The sequence below is a fragment of the Streptomyces sp. NPDC007896 genome, assembly GCF_042959425.1.
GTDB lineage: Bacteria > Actinomycetota > Actinomycetes > Streptomycetales > Streptomycetaceae > Streptomyces.
Genome location: NZ_JBIBKX010000005.1, coordinates 214,999 through 228,205, shown reverse-complemented (window position 1 = coordinate 228,205; position 13,207 = coordinate 214,999). Strand labels below are relative to the sequence as shown.

The 13,207-nt window shown below is 71.0% G+C and carries 13 protein-coding genes; 6 read left to right on the top strand and 7 right to left on the bottom strand.

The window, feature by feature from the left end; translation table 11 throughout:
- Positions 1–144 precede the first annotated feature (144 nt).
- The gene (locus ACFZDJ_RS18415) at positions 145–807 is read right to left on the bottom strand and encodes a DUF4230 domain-containing protein (protein WP_391060133.1); all 663 of its coding nucleotides are present in this window, start codon (positions 805–807) and stop codon (positions 145–147) included.
- Positions 808–992: 185 nt separating this feature from the next.
- Positions 993–2,849, bottom strand: a complete 1,857-nt coding sequence (gene otr(A) / locus ACFZDJ_RS18410) for a tetracycline resistance ribosomal protection protein Otr(A) (protein WP_391060131.1) — start codon at positions 2,847–2,849, stop codon at positions 993–995.
- A gap of 247 nt (positions 2,850–3,096) precedes the next feature.
- Here otr(A) and ACFZDJ_RS18405 point away from each other — a divergent pair, with 247 nt between their 5' ends.
- Positions 3,097–4,050 (top strand): ribose-phosphate pyrophosphokinase, encoded by a 954-nt coding sequence (locus ACFZDJ_RS18405; protein WP_054234269.1) that lies wholly within the window; start codon positions 3,097–3,099, stop codon positions 4,048–4,050.
- A 154-nt stretch (positions 4,051–4,204) separates the two neighbouring features.
- The gene (gene tuf, locus ACFZDJ_RS18400; RefSeq protein WP_390935464.1) at positions 4,205–5,398 is read left to right on the top strand and encodes an elongation factor Tu; all 1,194 of its coding nucleotides are present in this window, start codon (positions 4,205–4,207) and stop codon (positions 5,396–5,398) included.
- Between the two features lie 44 nt (positions 5,399–5,442).
- Here tuf and ACFZDJ_RS18395 read toward each other — a convergent pair whose 3' ends face one another.
- The gene (locus tag ACFZDJ_RS18395) at positions 5,443–5,823 is read right to left on the bottom strand and encodes an anti-sigma factor antagonist (RefSeq protein WP_390935466.1); all 381 of its coding nucleotides are present in this window, start codon (positions 5,821–5,823) and stop codon (positions 5,443–5,445) included.
- Positions 5,824–5,988: 165 nt separating this feature from the next.
- A complete protein-coding gene (locus ACFZDJ_RS18390; protein WP_168514340.1) occupies positions 5,989–6,426 on the bottom strand; it encodes a MarR family winged helix-turn-helix transcriptional regulator in 438 nt (145 codons plus the stop codon).
- Between the two features lie 105 nt (positions 6,427–6,531).
- Here ACFZDJ_RS18390 and ACFZDJ_RS18385 point away from each other — a divergent pair, with 105 nt between their 5' ends.
- Complete coding sequence (locus ACFZDJ_RS18385) at positions 6,532–7,989, top strand: aldehyde dehydrogenase family protein (protein ID WP_390935469.1); 1,458 nt, start codon at positions 6,532–6,534, stop codon at positions 7,987–7,989.
- Positions 7,990–8,022: 33 nt separating this feature from the next.
- A complete protein-coding gene (locus tag ACFZDJ_RS18380; protein WP_391060129.1) occupies positions 8,023–9,129 on the top strand; it encodes a zinc-binding dehydrogenase in 1,107 nt (368 codons plus the stop codon).
- A gap of 46 nt (positions 9,130–9,175) precedes the next feature.
- Here ACFZDJ_RS18380 and ACFZDJ_RS18375 read toward each other — a convergent pair whose 3' ends face one another.
- The gene (locus tag ACFZDJ_RS18375) at positions 9,176–10,126 is read right to left on the bottom strand and encodes an NADP-dependent oxidoreductase (protein WP_384915375.1); all 951 of its coding nucleotides are present in this window, start codon (positions 10,124–10,126) and stop codon (positions 9,176–9,178) included.
- Between the two features lie 69 nt (positions 10,127–10,195).
- Here ACFZDJ_RS18375 and ACFZDJ_RS18370 point away from each other — a divergent pair, with 69 nt between their 5' ends.
- Positions 10,196–11,152 carry a helix-turn-helix domain-containing protein gene (locus ACFZDJ_RS18370; RefSeq protein ID WP_390936206.1) on the top strand — a complete coding sequence of 319 codons (957 nt, stop codon included), beginning with the start codon at positions 10,196–10,198 and terminating at the stop codon, positions 11,150–11,152.
- Positions 11,153–11,273: 121 nt separating this feature from the next.
- Entirely contained in the window at positions 11,274–12,128 is an 855-nt protein-coding gene (locus ACFZDJ_RS18365) for a hypothetical protein (RefSeq protein WP_391060126.1), read from the top strand.
- Positions 12,129–12,132: 4 nt separating this feature from the next.
- Here ACFZDJ_RS18365 and ACFZDJ_RS18360 read toward each other — a convergent pair whose 3' ends face one another.
- Together ACFZDJ_RS18360 and ACFZDJ_RS18355 are read right to left on the bottom strand one after the other, a co-directional pair.
- On the bottom strand, positions 12,133–12,687 hold the full coding sequence (locus ACFZDJ_RS18360; RefSeq protein ID WP_067360187.1) for a TetR/AcrR family transcriptional regulator: 555 nt from the start codon (positions 12,685–12,687) through the stop codon (positions 12,133–12,135).
- A complete protein-coding gene (locus ACFZDJ_RS18355) occupies positions 12,684–13,046 on the bottom strand; it encodes a DUF1304 domain-containing protein (protein WP_384915387.1) in 363 nt (120 codons plus the stop codon). The genes ACFZDJ_RS18360 and ACFZDJ_RS18355 overlap by 4 nt, the downstream gene beginning before the upstream one ends.
- Positions 13,047–13,207: the final 161 nt, after the last annotated feature.

Below are 13,207 nucleotides of genomic sequence, written 5' to 3'. Positions count from 1 at the left end.
GCCGCGCCCCTTCGGACTCGGGCCGAAGCCGGACCACCGGCACCGGCGAGGAACCCGAGACCCGTGGGGCACGCCGTCCGGGAGGCGGGGCCCGGCGGGGCGACGACCTCGCCCCACTGGACCCTCGCCGGAGTGCGGCCCGGCTCAGGCGCCGTAGTTCACGGTCACCTCCTTGAAGCCGAGGGAGCGCAGCAGGCCGTCGAGCATGCCGGTGGTGTTCTCCTCGGCCCGCTTGGTGAGCTCGCTGTCCTTCGCCGCGTCGCCGATGTGCTTGACCGCGAGCTTCTGCACGGCCTGTTCGCTGTCCGGGTTGTCGGAGAAGAAGTCGCCGAGCCGGTCGAGCAGCCCACGCTGTTTGGAGACGGCGTACGAGCGGTTGGGGTCGAGTGCGGGCTTGCCCAGGAACGCGTGCGGCAGCCGCAGCGTGGCCGTGGTGCGGTCGGAGTCGACCGTCACGTCCTTCTTGGCGAGCGAACCGAGGTCGACGTACGCCTCGACCGTGCCGGCCCCCACATACAGCGTGCGGGTGCCGCGGATCGCGTCGGGCAGGTACTTGGCATCCTTCTCCAGGTCCACCACCACCTGGAAGTTGCCCGAGGCGGCGTCGTAACGGCTCATGTCCTGGATCGACTTGAGGAGGGCTGGTCCGGAGCGGTCGTGCGTCTGGGTGCCGAACAGGTCGCGCAGCCCCGGCAGAACGGCCAGTCGCAGCCCGGCGAACAGCACCACGAGCACCAGCACGACGGCAGTGATCACCTTGGCCCACGCGGGCACGCGCCTGGGCAGGCGTTTGATGGACGTCGTCATTCGACAGTCCTCCTTCCTGCTCACCGAATGCCCCCCAAATCGCCTACTAGGCCGCCCTGTTGGCGGATCGACGTCGCGGAAGGGGAGCGCGGGCGGGAGCGCGTCCACTCCGGCGGCACCGGCCACCGCACTTCGCCGTACGCCGAAGGAACGCCGCGTCCGCCCGGCGTACCGCATCTGCCGCACTACATGCGGCGGTCCCCCGACGGGCGGGACCACCAGACCCCTTCCCCGTGGGTGAGCCCCGGCAGCCGCAGTTCGACCTCCCGCACATGCCGGGCCGGCAGCTCGCCGGTGACGAGCCAGGAGGTCCGGCCGCCGGTCGTCTCCCCGAACTGTGCGCCGTGCGCGGCGAGCCGGGCCGTGACCGGGGCCAGCGCGTCGAGCGGGAGCTCCACCTCGAAGGCGTGGTACGGCTCGTACACTCGCGTCCCCGCCCGCTCCAGCGCGCGCCGCAGCACCACCGGGGTGAGACCGCGGAAGTCGGCGGCCGTGCTGAGCGGCCCGACGAACCCGGAACGCACGAGCGTGACCCTGTAGTCCGTGACCGGCCGGCCGCGCGGACCGGAGAGCAGGGTCGCGTGGACCGTGTCCTCGATCGCCTGGTGGAAGGCCCGGGGCAGGGCGCCGAGCTCGGTCTCGTACGTGAAGACGCCGCCGGAGCCGTGTGGTCCGGGCTCGATCCGCAGCCCGACCGTGGCCCAGAACCCGATGTGCCCGTGCCGCTGGATCTCCTCGCAGGCCTCGCCGGTGCCGTCCGGCCGTTCCAGGAACCGCACCCGGCTCGGTTCGAAGTCCGCCTCGATGCCGAAGTCCTGGGCGAGCGTGGCCGCCAGGACCTCCTTCTGCACCTCGCCGTAGAGGAGCAGCGCGGTGCTGCCGGACGCGGCGGGCCGGGCGTGCATCAGCGGGTCCTGGTCGGCCAGCGCGAGGAGGGCCGAGCGCAGCGGGGCCGCCTGGCCGGGGTGCCGGGCCCGGACGAGGGTCTCCAGGGTCGGCGCCGCGAACTGCGGCGCACGGCCCGAGACCTCACCGAGACGGTCGCCTACGCGGATGCCGCCGACGCCCCGGAGCGCGGCGATGTTGCCCGCGGTCAAGGTGGCCGCCCCCGGCCGCCCCACGACCTCAAGTTCCCGGGCCCTGCCGGGGACCTGAGTGGTGCGCCCGTCGGCCTCGCGCCGGGTGAACGCGAGCCGCTGACGACGCGTCACTTCACCGTCGTACAGCCGCAGATACGCCGTGCGCTCGCCGCCGGGTCCGGGGCGCACGGCGAAGACCGTGCCCCGCGGCTCGGCGCGGTCGGGGGCCGTCGGGCGCGGGACGAGCCGGCTCAGTCCCTCGACCAGCTCGGCGACACCCTGCCCACCCAGGGCGGACCCGAAGAAGACCGGGTGGAGGGAGCCGTCGGCGGTGCGCGCGGCGAGCGCGGCCGCCAGGTCGTCCGGGGTCGGCGGAGGGCCGTCCACGACCGCGGCGAGGACGCCCGTGTCCACCTCCGCGAGCGTGCCGGCCGCCGTCTCGTCCAGCGGGCGCGGGACCACTCGGGCATGCGCGGTGCCGAGGCCACGCACACCGGCGAGCGGGACGACGTACGGCGTGAGGCGGCGCCGGATGTCGTCGAGGAGCCCCTCCTCCCGCGCACCCGCCCGATCGATCTTGTTGACGAAGATCAGGGTGGGCAGCCCGAGCCGTCGCAGGGTCTTCATCAGGACGCGCGTCTGTGCCTGCACGCCCTCCACGGCGGACAGGAGCAGCACGGCGCCGTCCAGGACCTCCAGGGCGCGCTCGACCTCGGCGATGAAGTCGGCGTGCCCCGGGGTGTCGATGAGATTGATCTGGATGTCGCCGACGGTGAAGGCGGCGACGGCCGAGCGGATGGTGATCCCGCGCCGGCGCTCGATCTCCCCGTCGTCGGTGCGGGTGTCACCGGCGTCGACGCTGCCGAGCTGGTCGATGGCGCCGGCGTCGAAGAGCAGGCGCTCGGTGAGGCTGGTCTTACCCGCGTCGACGTGGGCCAGAATGCCGATGTTCAAGGTGTCCATGCGTGGTCGAGTCCTCGGGAACAGTCGTCCGGTGGGGGCGCTGAGAAGTTCCGAGGAATCGGCGCATGTCGTTCTCCCATGGGTGAGGGGCGCTGGCGGGACCATCCTGGCGCATGCCCCGTGACCGTCCGCAACCGAATTTCCCCCGGTGGGAGTACCCGGCAGGGGCCCAGTAGCATGAGGCACGCATCCCGGGTCGATCATGTCGACCGGCGGCGCACCCGGATCGATCTTGCGAGGAGCGGTCGTGCGTGACATCGCCGTGTTCAGCGGTAGTGCCCATCCCGAGCTGGCGGCAGAGGTCTGCGCCCATCTCGGCGTGCCCCTCAGCCCGACCCGGGTCAGCCGGTTCGCCAACGACTGCCTGGAGGTCCAGCTCCAGGCCAACTGTCGCGAGCGTGATGTGTTCCTCGTGCAGCCGCTGGTCACCCCCGTGCAGGAGCACCTCGTCGAACTGCTGATGATGTGCGACGCGGCGCGCGGTGCCTCCGCCGGGCGGATCACCGTGGTCATGCCGCACTATTCGTACGCCCGTTCGGATAAGAAGGACATGCCCCGGATCTCCATGGGCGGGCGGCTGGTCGCCGACCTGCTGGTGGCGGCCGGGGCCAGCCGCGTCCTCGCGATGACGCTGCACTCCCCGCAGGTCCACGGGTTTTTCTCGGTGCCGGTCGACCATCTGCACGCCCTGCGGGAGCTCGCCGCGCACTTCCGCGGTCACGATCTGTCGCGTACGACGGTCGTGTCGCCGGACCTGGGCAACGCCAAGGAGGCCGCGGCCTTCGCGCGGCTGATCGGCGCCCAGGTGGCCGCCGGTGCCAAGCAGCGGTTCGCCGACGACCGGGTGAGCATCAGCTCCGTCATCGGTGAGATCACCGGGCGCGATGTCATCGTGCTCGACGACGAGATCGCCAAGGGCAGTACGGTCCTCGAACTCCTCGAGCGGCTGCGGGAGTTGGGGCCGCGCTCCATCCGGGTCGCCTGCACCCACGGGCTGTTCGCGGCGGGCGCGCTCAAGCGGCTGAGCGAGCAGGAGGACATCCTGGAGATCGTGTGCACCAACACCGTGCCGGTCCCGGACGAGGAGCACACCGAGAAGCTGCGGATCCTGTCCATCGCCCCGGCGCTCGCCGAGGCCGTGCGCCGCATTCACAACGGTGAGTCCGTCAGCGCCCTGTTCGACGCGCCCCCGAGCGAATAAACAGGAAGAGCGACACTTCCTGACATCGTTCGGCGTTCGGCCTGACACCGTTCGGTGTTCGGCCTGACACAGTGCTCGGCACCCTCGCTCGGCCCCCGGCCAGGAAGCGGCGCAGCAACGCTCGGCGTCACCCAGGCGATCAGGAGGGCTCGCAGTGGCGAAGGCGAAGTTCGAGCGGACCAAGCCGCATGTCAACATCGGCACCATCGGGCACATCGACCACGGGAAGACGACACTCACGGCGGCCGTGACGAAGGTTCTGCACGACCGGTTTCCCGACCTGAACCCCTTCACGCCGTTCGACCAGATCGACAAGGCGCCCGAGGAACGCCAGCGCGGCATCACCATCTCGATCGCCCATGTCGAGTACCAGACGGAGCACCGGCACTACGCGCACGTCGACTGTCCCGGCCACGCCGACTACATCAAGAACATGATCACCGGGGCCGCGCAGATGGACGGCGCGATCCTGGTCGTCGCGGCGACGGACGGCCCGATGCCCCAGACCAAGGAGCATGTGCTGCTCGCCCGGCAGGTCGGCGTCCCGTACATCGTCGTCGCCCTCAACAAGACGGACATGGTCGACGACGAGGAGATCCTGGAACTCGTCGAGCTGGAGGTGCGTGAGCTGCTCACCGAGTACGAGTTCCCCGGCGACGACGTCCCGGTCGTCCAGGTCTCCGCGCTCAGGGCGCTGGAGGGCGACCCGAAGTGGAGTGCCTCCGTTCTCGAACTGCTCGCGGCCGTCGACGAGTTCGTGCCCGAGCCGGTCCGGGACGTCGACCGGCCCTTCCTCATGCCGATCGAGGACGTCTTCACCATCACGGGCCGCGGCACGGTCGTCACCGGCCGGATCGAGCGCGGGGTGCTGAAGGTCCACAACGAGGTCGAGATCATCGGCATCCACGAGCAGAAGACGAAGACCACCGTCACGGGCATCGAGATGTTCCGCAAACTCCTCGACGAGGGACGGGCCGGGGAGAACGTCGGGCTGCTGCTGCGCGGGGTCAGGCGCGACGACGTGGAGCGGGGCCAGGTCGTGATCAGGCCGGGTTCGGTCACCCCGCACACGCAGTTCGAGGCGCGGGCGTACATCCTGTCGAAGGACGAGGGCGGACGGCACACGCCCTTCTTCGACAACTACCGGCCCCAGTTCTACTTCCGCACGACGGACGTCACGGGTGTCGTGACCCTTCCCAGGGGCACGGAGATGGTCATGCCGGGTGACAACACCACCATGAACGTGCAGCTCATCCAGCCCATCGCCATGGAGGAAGGCCTGAAGTTCGCCATCCGGGAGGGCGGCAGGACGGTCGGGGCGGGGCAGGTCACCAAGATCCTGAAGTGAGCGAGGGGCAGCCGGCCGAGGTCACACCGTGCGGTCGACAGGGGTCATAACGTGCCCGACGTGGCCTCCGGCTGCCCCAGCGCCGCGTCCAGCGACGCCGAGGGCGGCAGGAGCTGGGCCAGGCCGGTCACCTTGAGGACGCGCAGCGTCAGCGGCCGGGTGCAGACCAGGTGCAGCCGGCCGCCCCGGTCGAGAACGCGGCTCCTGGCGCGGTAGAGCAGGCGCAGCCCGGAGCAGTCGAAGAAGTCCACGGGCCGCAGGTCGATCACGATCTGCGGCTCCGGGTGCCCCGTCAGGGCGTCCAGGTACGGCGTGATCTCCAGCGCCGCGAGGATGTCGATCTCCCCGTGGAGCTCCAGCACCGTGTGACCCCGGTCCCGGCGGACGCGCAGATGTCGGGTGGGCGGTGCGGGGTCGTGCGTCACGGCGACATCGCCTCCAACCGGTTGCTGACCCACTCCTGGTGGCAGGGCCCGCAAAACCGTTCCCTGCTCTGCAAGTTACCCTCGTTGGAGTGAATTGCAGCATGTTCGATTGACATATGTCTGTCATTTGAGTGGCGAGTCGATCCTCCGGATCGGCCGCGCGGATCACGACAGCGCGTGCCACGCCTTGGACAGTGCCTGGCGGAACTGATCCGTCTGGTGGGCGCTGAGATCGCGCACCATGCGTTCCTCCAGCTCGCGCACTTCGTCGGTGAATCGCGCCAGTAGTGCGCGCCCCTCGTCGGTGAGCAGGATCAGCAGCTCGCGCCGGTTGCGTGGATTGCGCTCGCGGCGGATCAGTCCGCGGTTCTCCAGTGAGCGCACCAGGTCGGCCATCGACTGCGCGGTCACGAAGGAGTCCCGCGCGAGCTGCGCCGCCGAGAGGCCGTCGTGTCGCTCCAGCACGGTGAGTGACGTGTACTGCAGTGCGGTGATCCCCGCCGGCTTCACCAGTTCGTCGAGGTGGGAGCGCACGACGAGCTCCACCTGCTTGACCATGTAGAGCAGGGACGGAGGTGCCTTCGTTACCTGGGTGCCGACCATGGGTTCAGCCTAAGGCATTGACAGGAAACCTGTCCGTAATGAGACTGCGAACCAACAGGAATCCTGTTGGTTGAAATCTTGGCGATCAAGGCTGAGGAGTGGGCAATGACGACCACCTTCGAGAGCGGGCCCGGGCGACTGTTCATCGGCGGACAGTGGCGCGAGGCGGCCGACGGAGCGCGTACGGACGTGATCGACCCGTCCACCGGCCGGGTGGTCACGACGGTCGCCGAGGCGGGTGCGGCGGACGTGGACGCCGCCGTACGCGCCGCACGGGAGGCCTTCGACCACGGCCCCTGGGCCGGCCTGAGCGGACGGGAGCGGGGCAGGGTGCTGCACCGGGTCTCGGAGTTGATCCGCGAGAACGCCGACGAGCTCGCCGCCCTGGAGAGCCTCGACGTCGGCAAGCCCATCTCCCTGTGCCGCCCCGTCGACGTGCTCACGGCGGCCGACGAGTACGAGTACTGCGCCGCGCTCGCCCAGACCCTGGACGGCGCCACCCGTGACACCCCGCTGGGCGCCTTCGCCTACACGCGCCGGGGACCGCTCGGCGTGGTCGCCGCGATCACGCCCTTCAACTTCCCGCTGATCCTGTCCAGTTCGAAGCTCGCCCCGGCCCTCGCGGCCGGCAACACCGTGGTGCACAAGCCCGCCGACGAGACCCCGCTCAGCGCCCTGTACATGGCCCGCCTGCTCCAGGAGGCCGGGGTCCCGGACGGTGTGGTGAACGTCGTCACCGGCAGCGGACCGGTCGCCGGCGAGGCGCTGCTGCGCAATCCCGGCATCGACAAGCTCGCCTTCACCGGTTCGACCGCCGTCGGCCGGCACGCCGCGAGCGTCGCGGGCGAGGCGCTCAAGCCGGTCACCATGGAACTGGGCGGCAACGCGGCCCACGTCGTCTTCGAGGACGCCGACCTGGAGAAGGCGGTCGGCGCGGTCATCAAAGGATTCGTCTTCAACACCGGGCAGTTCTGCATGGGCGGCCCCAGGCTGCTGGTGGCACGCTCGGTGTACAGCACCCTGCTGAACATCCTCGCCGACGCCGTCCCCGGCGTCCCGGTCGGTAACCCCCGCGCCCCCGAGACCGTCGTCGGTCCGATGGCGGGGGAGAGGCACCTGCGGAAGGTCGAGGAGTACGTCGAACTGGCCCGCAAGGAGGGTGCCCGCGTCGTCTGCGGCGGCGAGCGGCTCGACCTCGACGGCGGCTACTACTACAAGCCCACGGTCCTCGCGGGCCTGCCGAACGACTCCCGCGTGATCCAGGAGGAGATCTTCGGCCCGGTCCTCACCGTCCAGCCCTTCGACACCGAGGACGAGGCCGTCGAACTGGCCAACTCCACCCCGTACGGCCTGGCTTCGGGCATCCAGACCACCGACCTCACCCGCGCGCACCGCGTCGCCGACCGGCTCCAGGCGGGCATCGTCTGGATCAACGACTGGGCGATGCTCGACCCCGCGGTCCCCTTCGGCGGGGTCAAGGACTCCGGCTTCGGCCGGGAGTACGGGCCCGAGGCCCTCGCCGCCTACACCAAGGTCAAGTCCGTCGTCGTCTCGCTCGACTGAGCCGCGCACCATCAAGAAGAAGGAGTTCGTGCGATGTCCATCACCACCCGCGCGGCCGTGGTCGAGTCCTCAGGCGCGCCGTTCACGCTCGCCGATGTCGAACTCGACGAGCCCGGCTGCGGCGAAGTCCTCGTCCGTATGGTGGCGACCGGCCTGTGCCACACCGACCTCGGTGTGGCGAGCGGCGGTCTGCCCTTCCCCCTGCCCGGTGTCCTCGGCCACGAGGGAGCGGGCGTCGTCGAGGCCGTCGGACCGGACGTCACCGGCGTCGCCCCCGGCGACCATGCCGTCCTGTCCTTCACCTCGTGCGGCGGCTGCCACAACTGCCGTGACGGGCACCCCGCCTACTGCGCCACCTGGCTGCCGCTGAACCTCATCGGCGGCCGGCGCGCCGACGGCACCAGCACGATCAGCCGTGCCGGGGCGCCGCTCGGCGGCCACTTCTTCGGGCAGTCGTCCTTCGCCGAGCGTGCGCTGGTCGACGAGCGCAGCCTGGTGAAGGTCGACCCCGATGTGCCGCTGGAGTCCGTCGCCCCCCTGGGCTGCGGGGTGCAGACCGGGGTCGGGGCGGTCTGGAACGTGCTGAAGCCCGGGCTCGGCGACACCCTCGTCGTGCTCGGCGCCGGAGCGGTCGGCCTGTCCGCGGTGATGGCCGCCGCCCTGACCCCCGCCACGAAAATCATCGCCGTCGACCGGGTCGCCGAACGCCTCACCCTGGCCAAGGAGTTGGGCGCGACCCACACGATCGACGCGGGCGAGGCCGATCTCGGCGAGGCCGTCGCGCTGCTGACGGACGGTCGCGGTGCCGACGGTGTCGTCGAGACCACCGGCAGCGTCGCCGTACTGCGCCAGGGCGCCGACGCGCTCGCCGCGCGCGGGACCCTGGTGGTGGTCGGCGCGCCGCCCTTCGGCGCCGAAGTCGCCCTGGACGTCAACGGGTTGATCCCCGGCAAGCGGATTGTCGGCCTCACCCTGGGAGACAGCGAGACCCAGACCTTCATTCCCGCGCTGGTCCGGCTCGTGAAGGAGGGGCGGCTCCCACTGCACCGCCTGATCAGCCACTATCCGTTCGCGGACATCGAGCAGGCGGTGCGGGACATGAAGGCGGGCAAGACGATCAAGCCCGTACTGACCTTCTAGTGGACAACCCGTACTTGTCTTCTAGTCGACAACCTGTACTTGCCTCCTAGTCGACCGTGAGCACCAGCTTGCCCGTGGTCCGGCCGGTGTCGCCGAGCGTGTGTGCCTCGGCGGCATCGGCCAGCGGGAACGTCCCGGCGATCGTCGCGCGCAGCTTGCCCGCGTCGACGAGGTCCGCGACCGCCCGCATGCCCGCGTGGTCGGCCTCCACCAGCATCCGCGCCGCCCGCACACCGAGCGCCGCGGCTTCCTTGTAGAGCTCCTCCGGCCCCATCGGCAGGATCGACACCACGATCCCGCCCTCGCGCAGCACACGCAGCGAACGGAAGGTGTTCTCCCCGCCGATCGTGTCCAGGACGACGTCGACGTCCTGGACCGCCTCGGTGAATTCGGTCTCCCGGTAGTCGATCAGCTCGTCGGCGCCGAGGCCGCGCAGGAACTCGTGCTTGCCCGCGCTCGCCGTGCCGATCACATACGCGCCGCGCGCCTTGGCGATCTGTACGGCCACATGCCCGACGCCGCCGGCCGCGGCGTGGATCAGTACTCGCTGCCCCGGCCGCAGATCGGCCGTGTCGACCAGCGCCTGCCAGGCGGTCAGCGAGACCAGCGGCAGGGCGCCCGCCTCCGTGTGGTCGATCCCGGCCGGCTTCGGCGCGAAGGAGCGGGCGGGCGCGGTCACGTACTCGGCGTGCGAGCCGTGCCCGAACGGGTAGGGCAGCATGCCGAAGACCTCGTCTCCGGGCTCGTACAGGGTGACGCCGACCCCGACGGCCTCCACCACTCCGGAGACGTCCCAGCCCAGGACGAAGGGCGGCTGTCCCAGGAACCCGCCCGTCGCCCGGTGCTTCCAGTCGGTCGGGTTGACCCCGGCCGCCCGCACCCGTACCAGTACCTCGCTCGGCCCGGGCGTCGGCCGATCGATCTCCACTTCCTTGAGAACCTCGGGCCCGCCGAGGACGTCCTGACTGATCGCGCGCATCGTGTTCGCAGTGCTCATGAACCCAGCGTGCCGGGCCGGCGCGCTGCGCGAAATGGCAAGATTGCCAACCTTCGATAAGATCGTGCCATGAGCCGAGTGAAGCGTGTGGAGCGCGTGGCCGTCCTGGCACTGGACGGCGTCTACCCCTTCGAGCTGGGCATCCCCAGCCGGATCTTCGGCGCCGCGGACGGCCGCTACGAGGTGCTGACCTGCACCGTCGACGGTCGCCCGGTGCGCTGCAACGCGGACTTCTCGGTCACCGTCGAGCACGGCCCCGAGGTGCTGGGCACGGCGGACACGGTGGTGATCCCCGCCATGGACCCGGCCGCCGTGACCGCGGAGCTCCCCGCCGAGGTCACCGCCGCGCTCGCGCACATCCGCCCGGGCACCCGCATCGTCTCCATCTGCACGGGCGCGTTCGTGCTGGCGGCGGCCGGTCTTCTGGACGGACGGCGGGCGACCACGCACTGGCAGCTGGCCGACGAGTTCCGACGCCTGTTCCCGCAGGTGTCCCTGGACGCGGACGTGCTCTTCGTGGACGACGGCACGGTCCTCACCTCCGCCGGTGCCGCCTCCGGCGTCGACGTCTGTCTGCACATCCTGCGCAACGACCACGGCAGTGAGCTGGCCAACAAGGTGGCCCGGCGCTGTGTCGTGCCACCCTGGCGCGACGGCGGTCAGGCCCAGTACATCGAGCAGCCCGTTCCCGATGCCGCGGCGACCAGCACGGCGGCGACCCGTGGGTGGGCCCTCGCCCGACTGGGTGACCCACTGACCCTGGCCGATCTCGCCGGTCACGCCCGCATGAGCCTGCGTACCTTCGCGCGCCGCTTCAACGACGAGGTGGGTATGAGCCCCGGCCGCTGGCTCATCCAGCAGCGCGTCGTCCGGGCCCGCCATCTGCTGGAGTCCAGCGACCTCTCGGTGGACCAGATCGCCGGCGAGGTCGGCTTCGCGACGGGCACCTCGCTCCGCCAGCACCTGCACGCGGCGATCGGCGTCTCGCCGGGGGCCTACCGGCGCACGTTCCAGGCGGCTCGCTGAGTGACGATCGCTCGCCGTCCCTCGTACGCTCGTACGCTCGCTCAGCGTCCCCCGTACGAACGATCACGGTCCCTCGTGCGTCGGAGGAGGGACAGCGAGCGTTCGTCGAACAGGGGGCGGGATGCGCAAAGGGATCGTGGCGGCGGTGGCGCTGGTGGGACTGGCGGCTGTGGGGTGCGACGACGACGGGGTGCGCGAGGGCCTCGTCGTCACCGGTACGCCCCCGGCAACGCCGTACGCGGGGCGGCTGGACCTGCCGTTCAGGGAGAGCGCGGACGGCAGTGCCCGAGAATTCGAGGAGAGCTCGGGCGCGGCCGGCCGGGCGTTGGAGTGCGACGGCGCGATCTACTCGGGCGGTGGGGGCGACGGGTGGGCCGAGCGTGACGGCAGCTCGACGCCGGAGAAGGGCCTGAACGCGTACTTCGACATGGACCAGCCCGAACTGCCCGATCACGGCTACCGGGTGGAGCGCAGGGCGGCGGACCGCGTCCTGTTCTCGTACGACGTCGACGGCAGGACCAAGATTGCCGTTGTCGTCGCCAAGGACCAGCCGCACCGCCCCGGTTGGGGCCCGGAGACCAACGCCTCCTGCGACCCGGCCGAACTCCCCGAGAGTTTTACGGACAACAGGTTCGAGATCTGGACCGACCGGGACGGCCGTCGCCTGCCCACCACGACGGTGAGCAGCTCGACGGGGCCGGAGCACTGCGACTGGGAGAGCGTCCACTTCCTCGCGTTGGGCGGGCGCAAGGACGTCAGGCAATACGCCCGCGATCCGCACGGGGTGCTCGGGAGCGACCTGCTCACCGCGGCGTACAAGGGGGACGTCCGTATGCCCGCAGTCGCGCACGACACCGGATACCGCTTCCACGACTGGGCGCTCTGGCTGACGGACGACAAGGCCACGGCGTACGTACGCACGAACCACGGGGTGGAGGCATGGCCCGCCACGAAGGAGCAGGTGGCCTGCCGGTGAGACTTCAGCGGCTCATGTGCAGGGCGACCAGCAACTGCCAGACCTGGTCGGCGACTTCCTCCGGGGTGCCCTCCAGCAGTCCGTGCAGCCAGTCGGCGAGGACCCCCGCGAACGTGGCGGCGACCGCGGAGGCCACCAGCGGGGCGTCCGCGGCGCCCGCGAGGGTGCGCTCGGCCAGGCTGCGGGCGCGCAGGTCGCGATGGAGCACGTGCCCGAGCGGGCCGCCCCCGCCCGGGCTGAGCAGTGCGCGGTAGAGGCCGGCGTGCGGGGCGAGGTCGGCGAAGAACGCGAGCAGGGCGGGCGGCGCGGACACCGGGTCGGGCCGCCCGCGCCACGCGTGCAGCGCCTCCACGGCCTCCCGTACGACATCGGCGCAGGCGTCGACGGCCAGTGCCTCCAGGTCGGCGTAGTGCACGTAGAAGGTGGCCCGGCCGACCCCGGCCCGCCGCACCAGCGCGGCGACGCCGACCTCCTCCAGCGGATGCTCGGCGCACTCCGCGAGGAGCGCCCGGCGCAGCTTCTCGCGGGTGCGGGCGGCCCGCGGGTCCTCGGGCGTCACCGCGCGAGCAGGACGGCGGCCAGGGCGAGCGCGCCGGGCAGGGCCTGCGCGAAGAGGATGCGGCGGTTGGCGGTGACCGCCCCGTACACCCCGGCGACCACGACACACACCAGGAAGAAGACCTGGACGCGGAACCCGGTCGGATCGGCGGCGATCAGGCCCCACACCAGGCCCGCCGCGAGAAACCCGTTGTAGAGCCCCTGGTTGGCGGCCATCGGCGCGGTTGCCCGGGCCATCTGAGGGTCGAAGCCGTGCAGGCCGCGCCCCGGCTTCTTCTCCCACAGGAACATCTCCAGCACGAGTATGTACGCGTGCAGCGCGGCCACCAGGCCCACCAGCACGTTCGCGACCGTCTCCATCGTCAGCAAGCTCCCTCGTACGCGGTTGTCCACGGCGTCCCTGGACAGATGTTTCCTGGACAGGTGTCCACTATAGCTGGACGACTGTCCAGGAAGTGAGGGGGCGCCTCAGGCCGCACCTCCGTACGGGGCCAACCGCACACTCCGCAGGCGTGACCGTC

Excerpts from the sequence above, each read along its gene's own strand:
- ACFZDJ_RS18415 (WP_391060133.1), bottom strand. The coding sequence starts at position 807 with ATGACGACGTCCATCAAACGCCTGCCCAGGCGCGTGCCCGCGTGGGCC.
- ACFZDJ_RS18390 (WP_168514340.1), bottom strand. The coding sequence starts at position 6,426 with ATGGTCGGCACCCAGGTAACGAAGGCACCTCCGTCCCTGCTCTACATG.
- ACFZDJ_RS18385 (WP_390935469.1), top strand. The coding sequence starts at position 6,532 with ATGACGACCACCTTCGAGAGCGGGCCCGGGCGACTGTTCATCGGCGGA.
- ACFZDJ_RS18380 (WP_391060129.1), top strand. The coding sequence starts at position 8,023 with ATGTCCATCACCACCCGCGCGGCCGTGGTCGAGTCCTCAGGCGCGCCG.
- ACFZDJ_RS18375 (WP_384915375.1), bottom strand. The coding sequence starts at position 10,126 with ATGAGCACTGCGAACACGATGCGCGCGATCAGTCAGGACGTCCTCGGC.
- ACFZDJ_RS18370 (WP_390936206.1), top strand. The coding sequence starts at position 10,196 with ATGAGCCGAGTGAAGCGTGTGGAGCGCGTGGCCGTCCTGGCACTGGAC.
- ACFZDJ_RS18365 (WP_391060126.1), top strand. The coding sequence starts at position 11,274 with ATGCGCAAAGGGATCGTGGCGGCGGTGGCGCTGGTGGGACTGGCGGCT.
- ACFZDJ_RS18355 (WP_384915387.1), bottom strand. The coding sequence starts at position 13,046 with ATGGAGACGGTCGCGAACGTGCTGGTGGGCCTGGTGGCCGCGCTGCAC.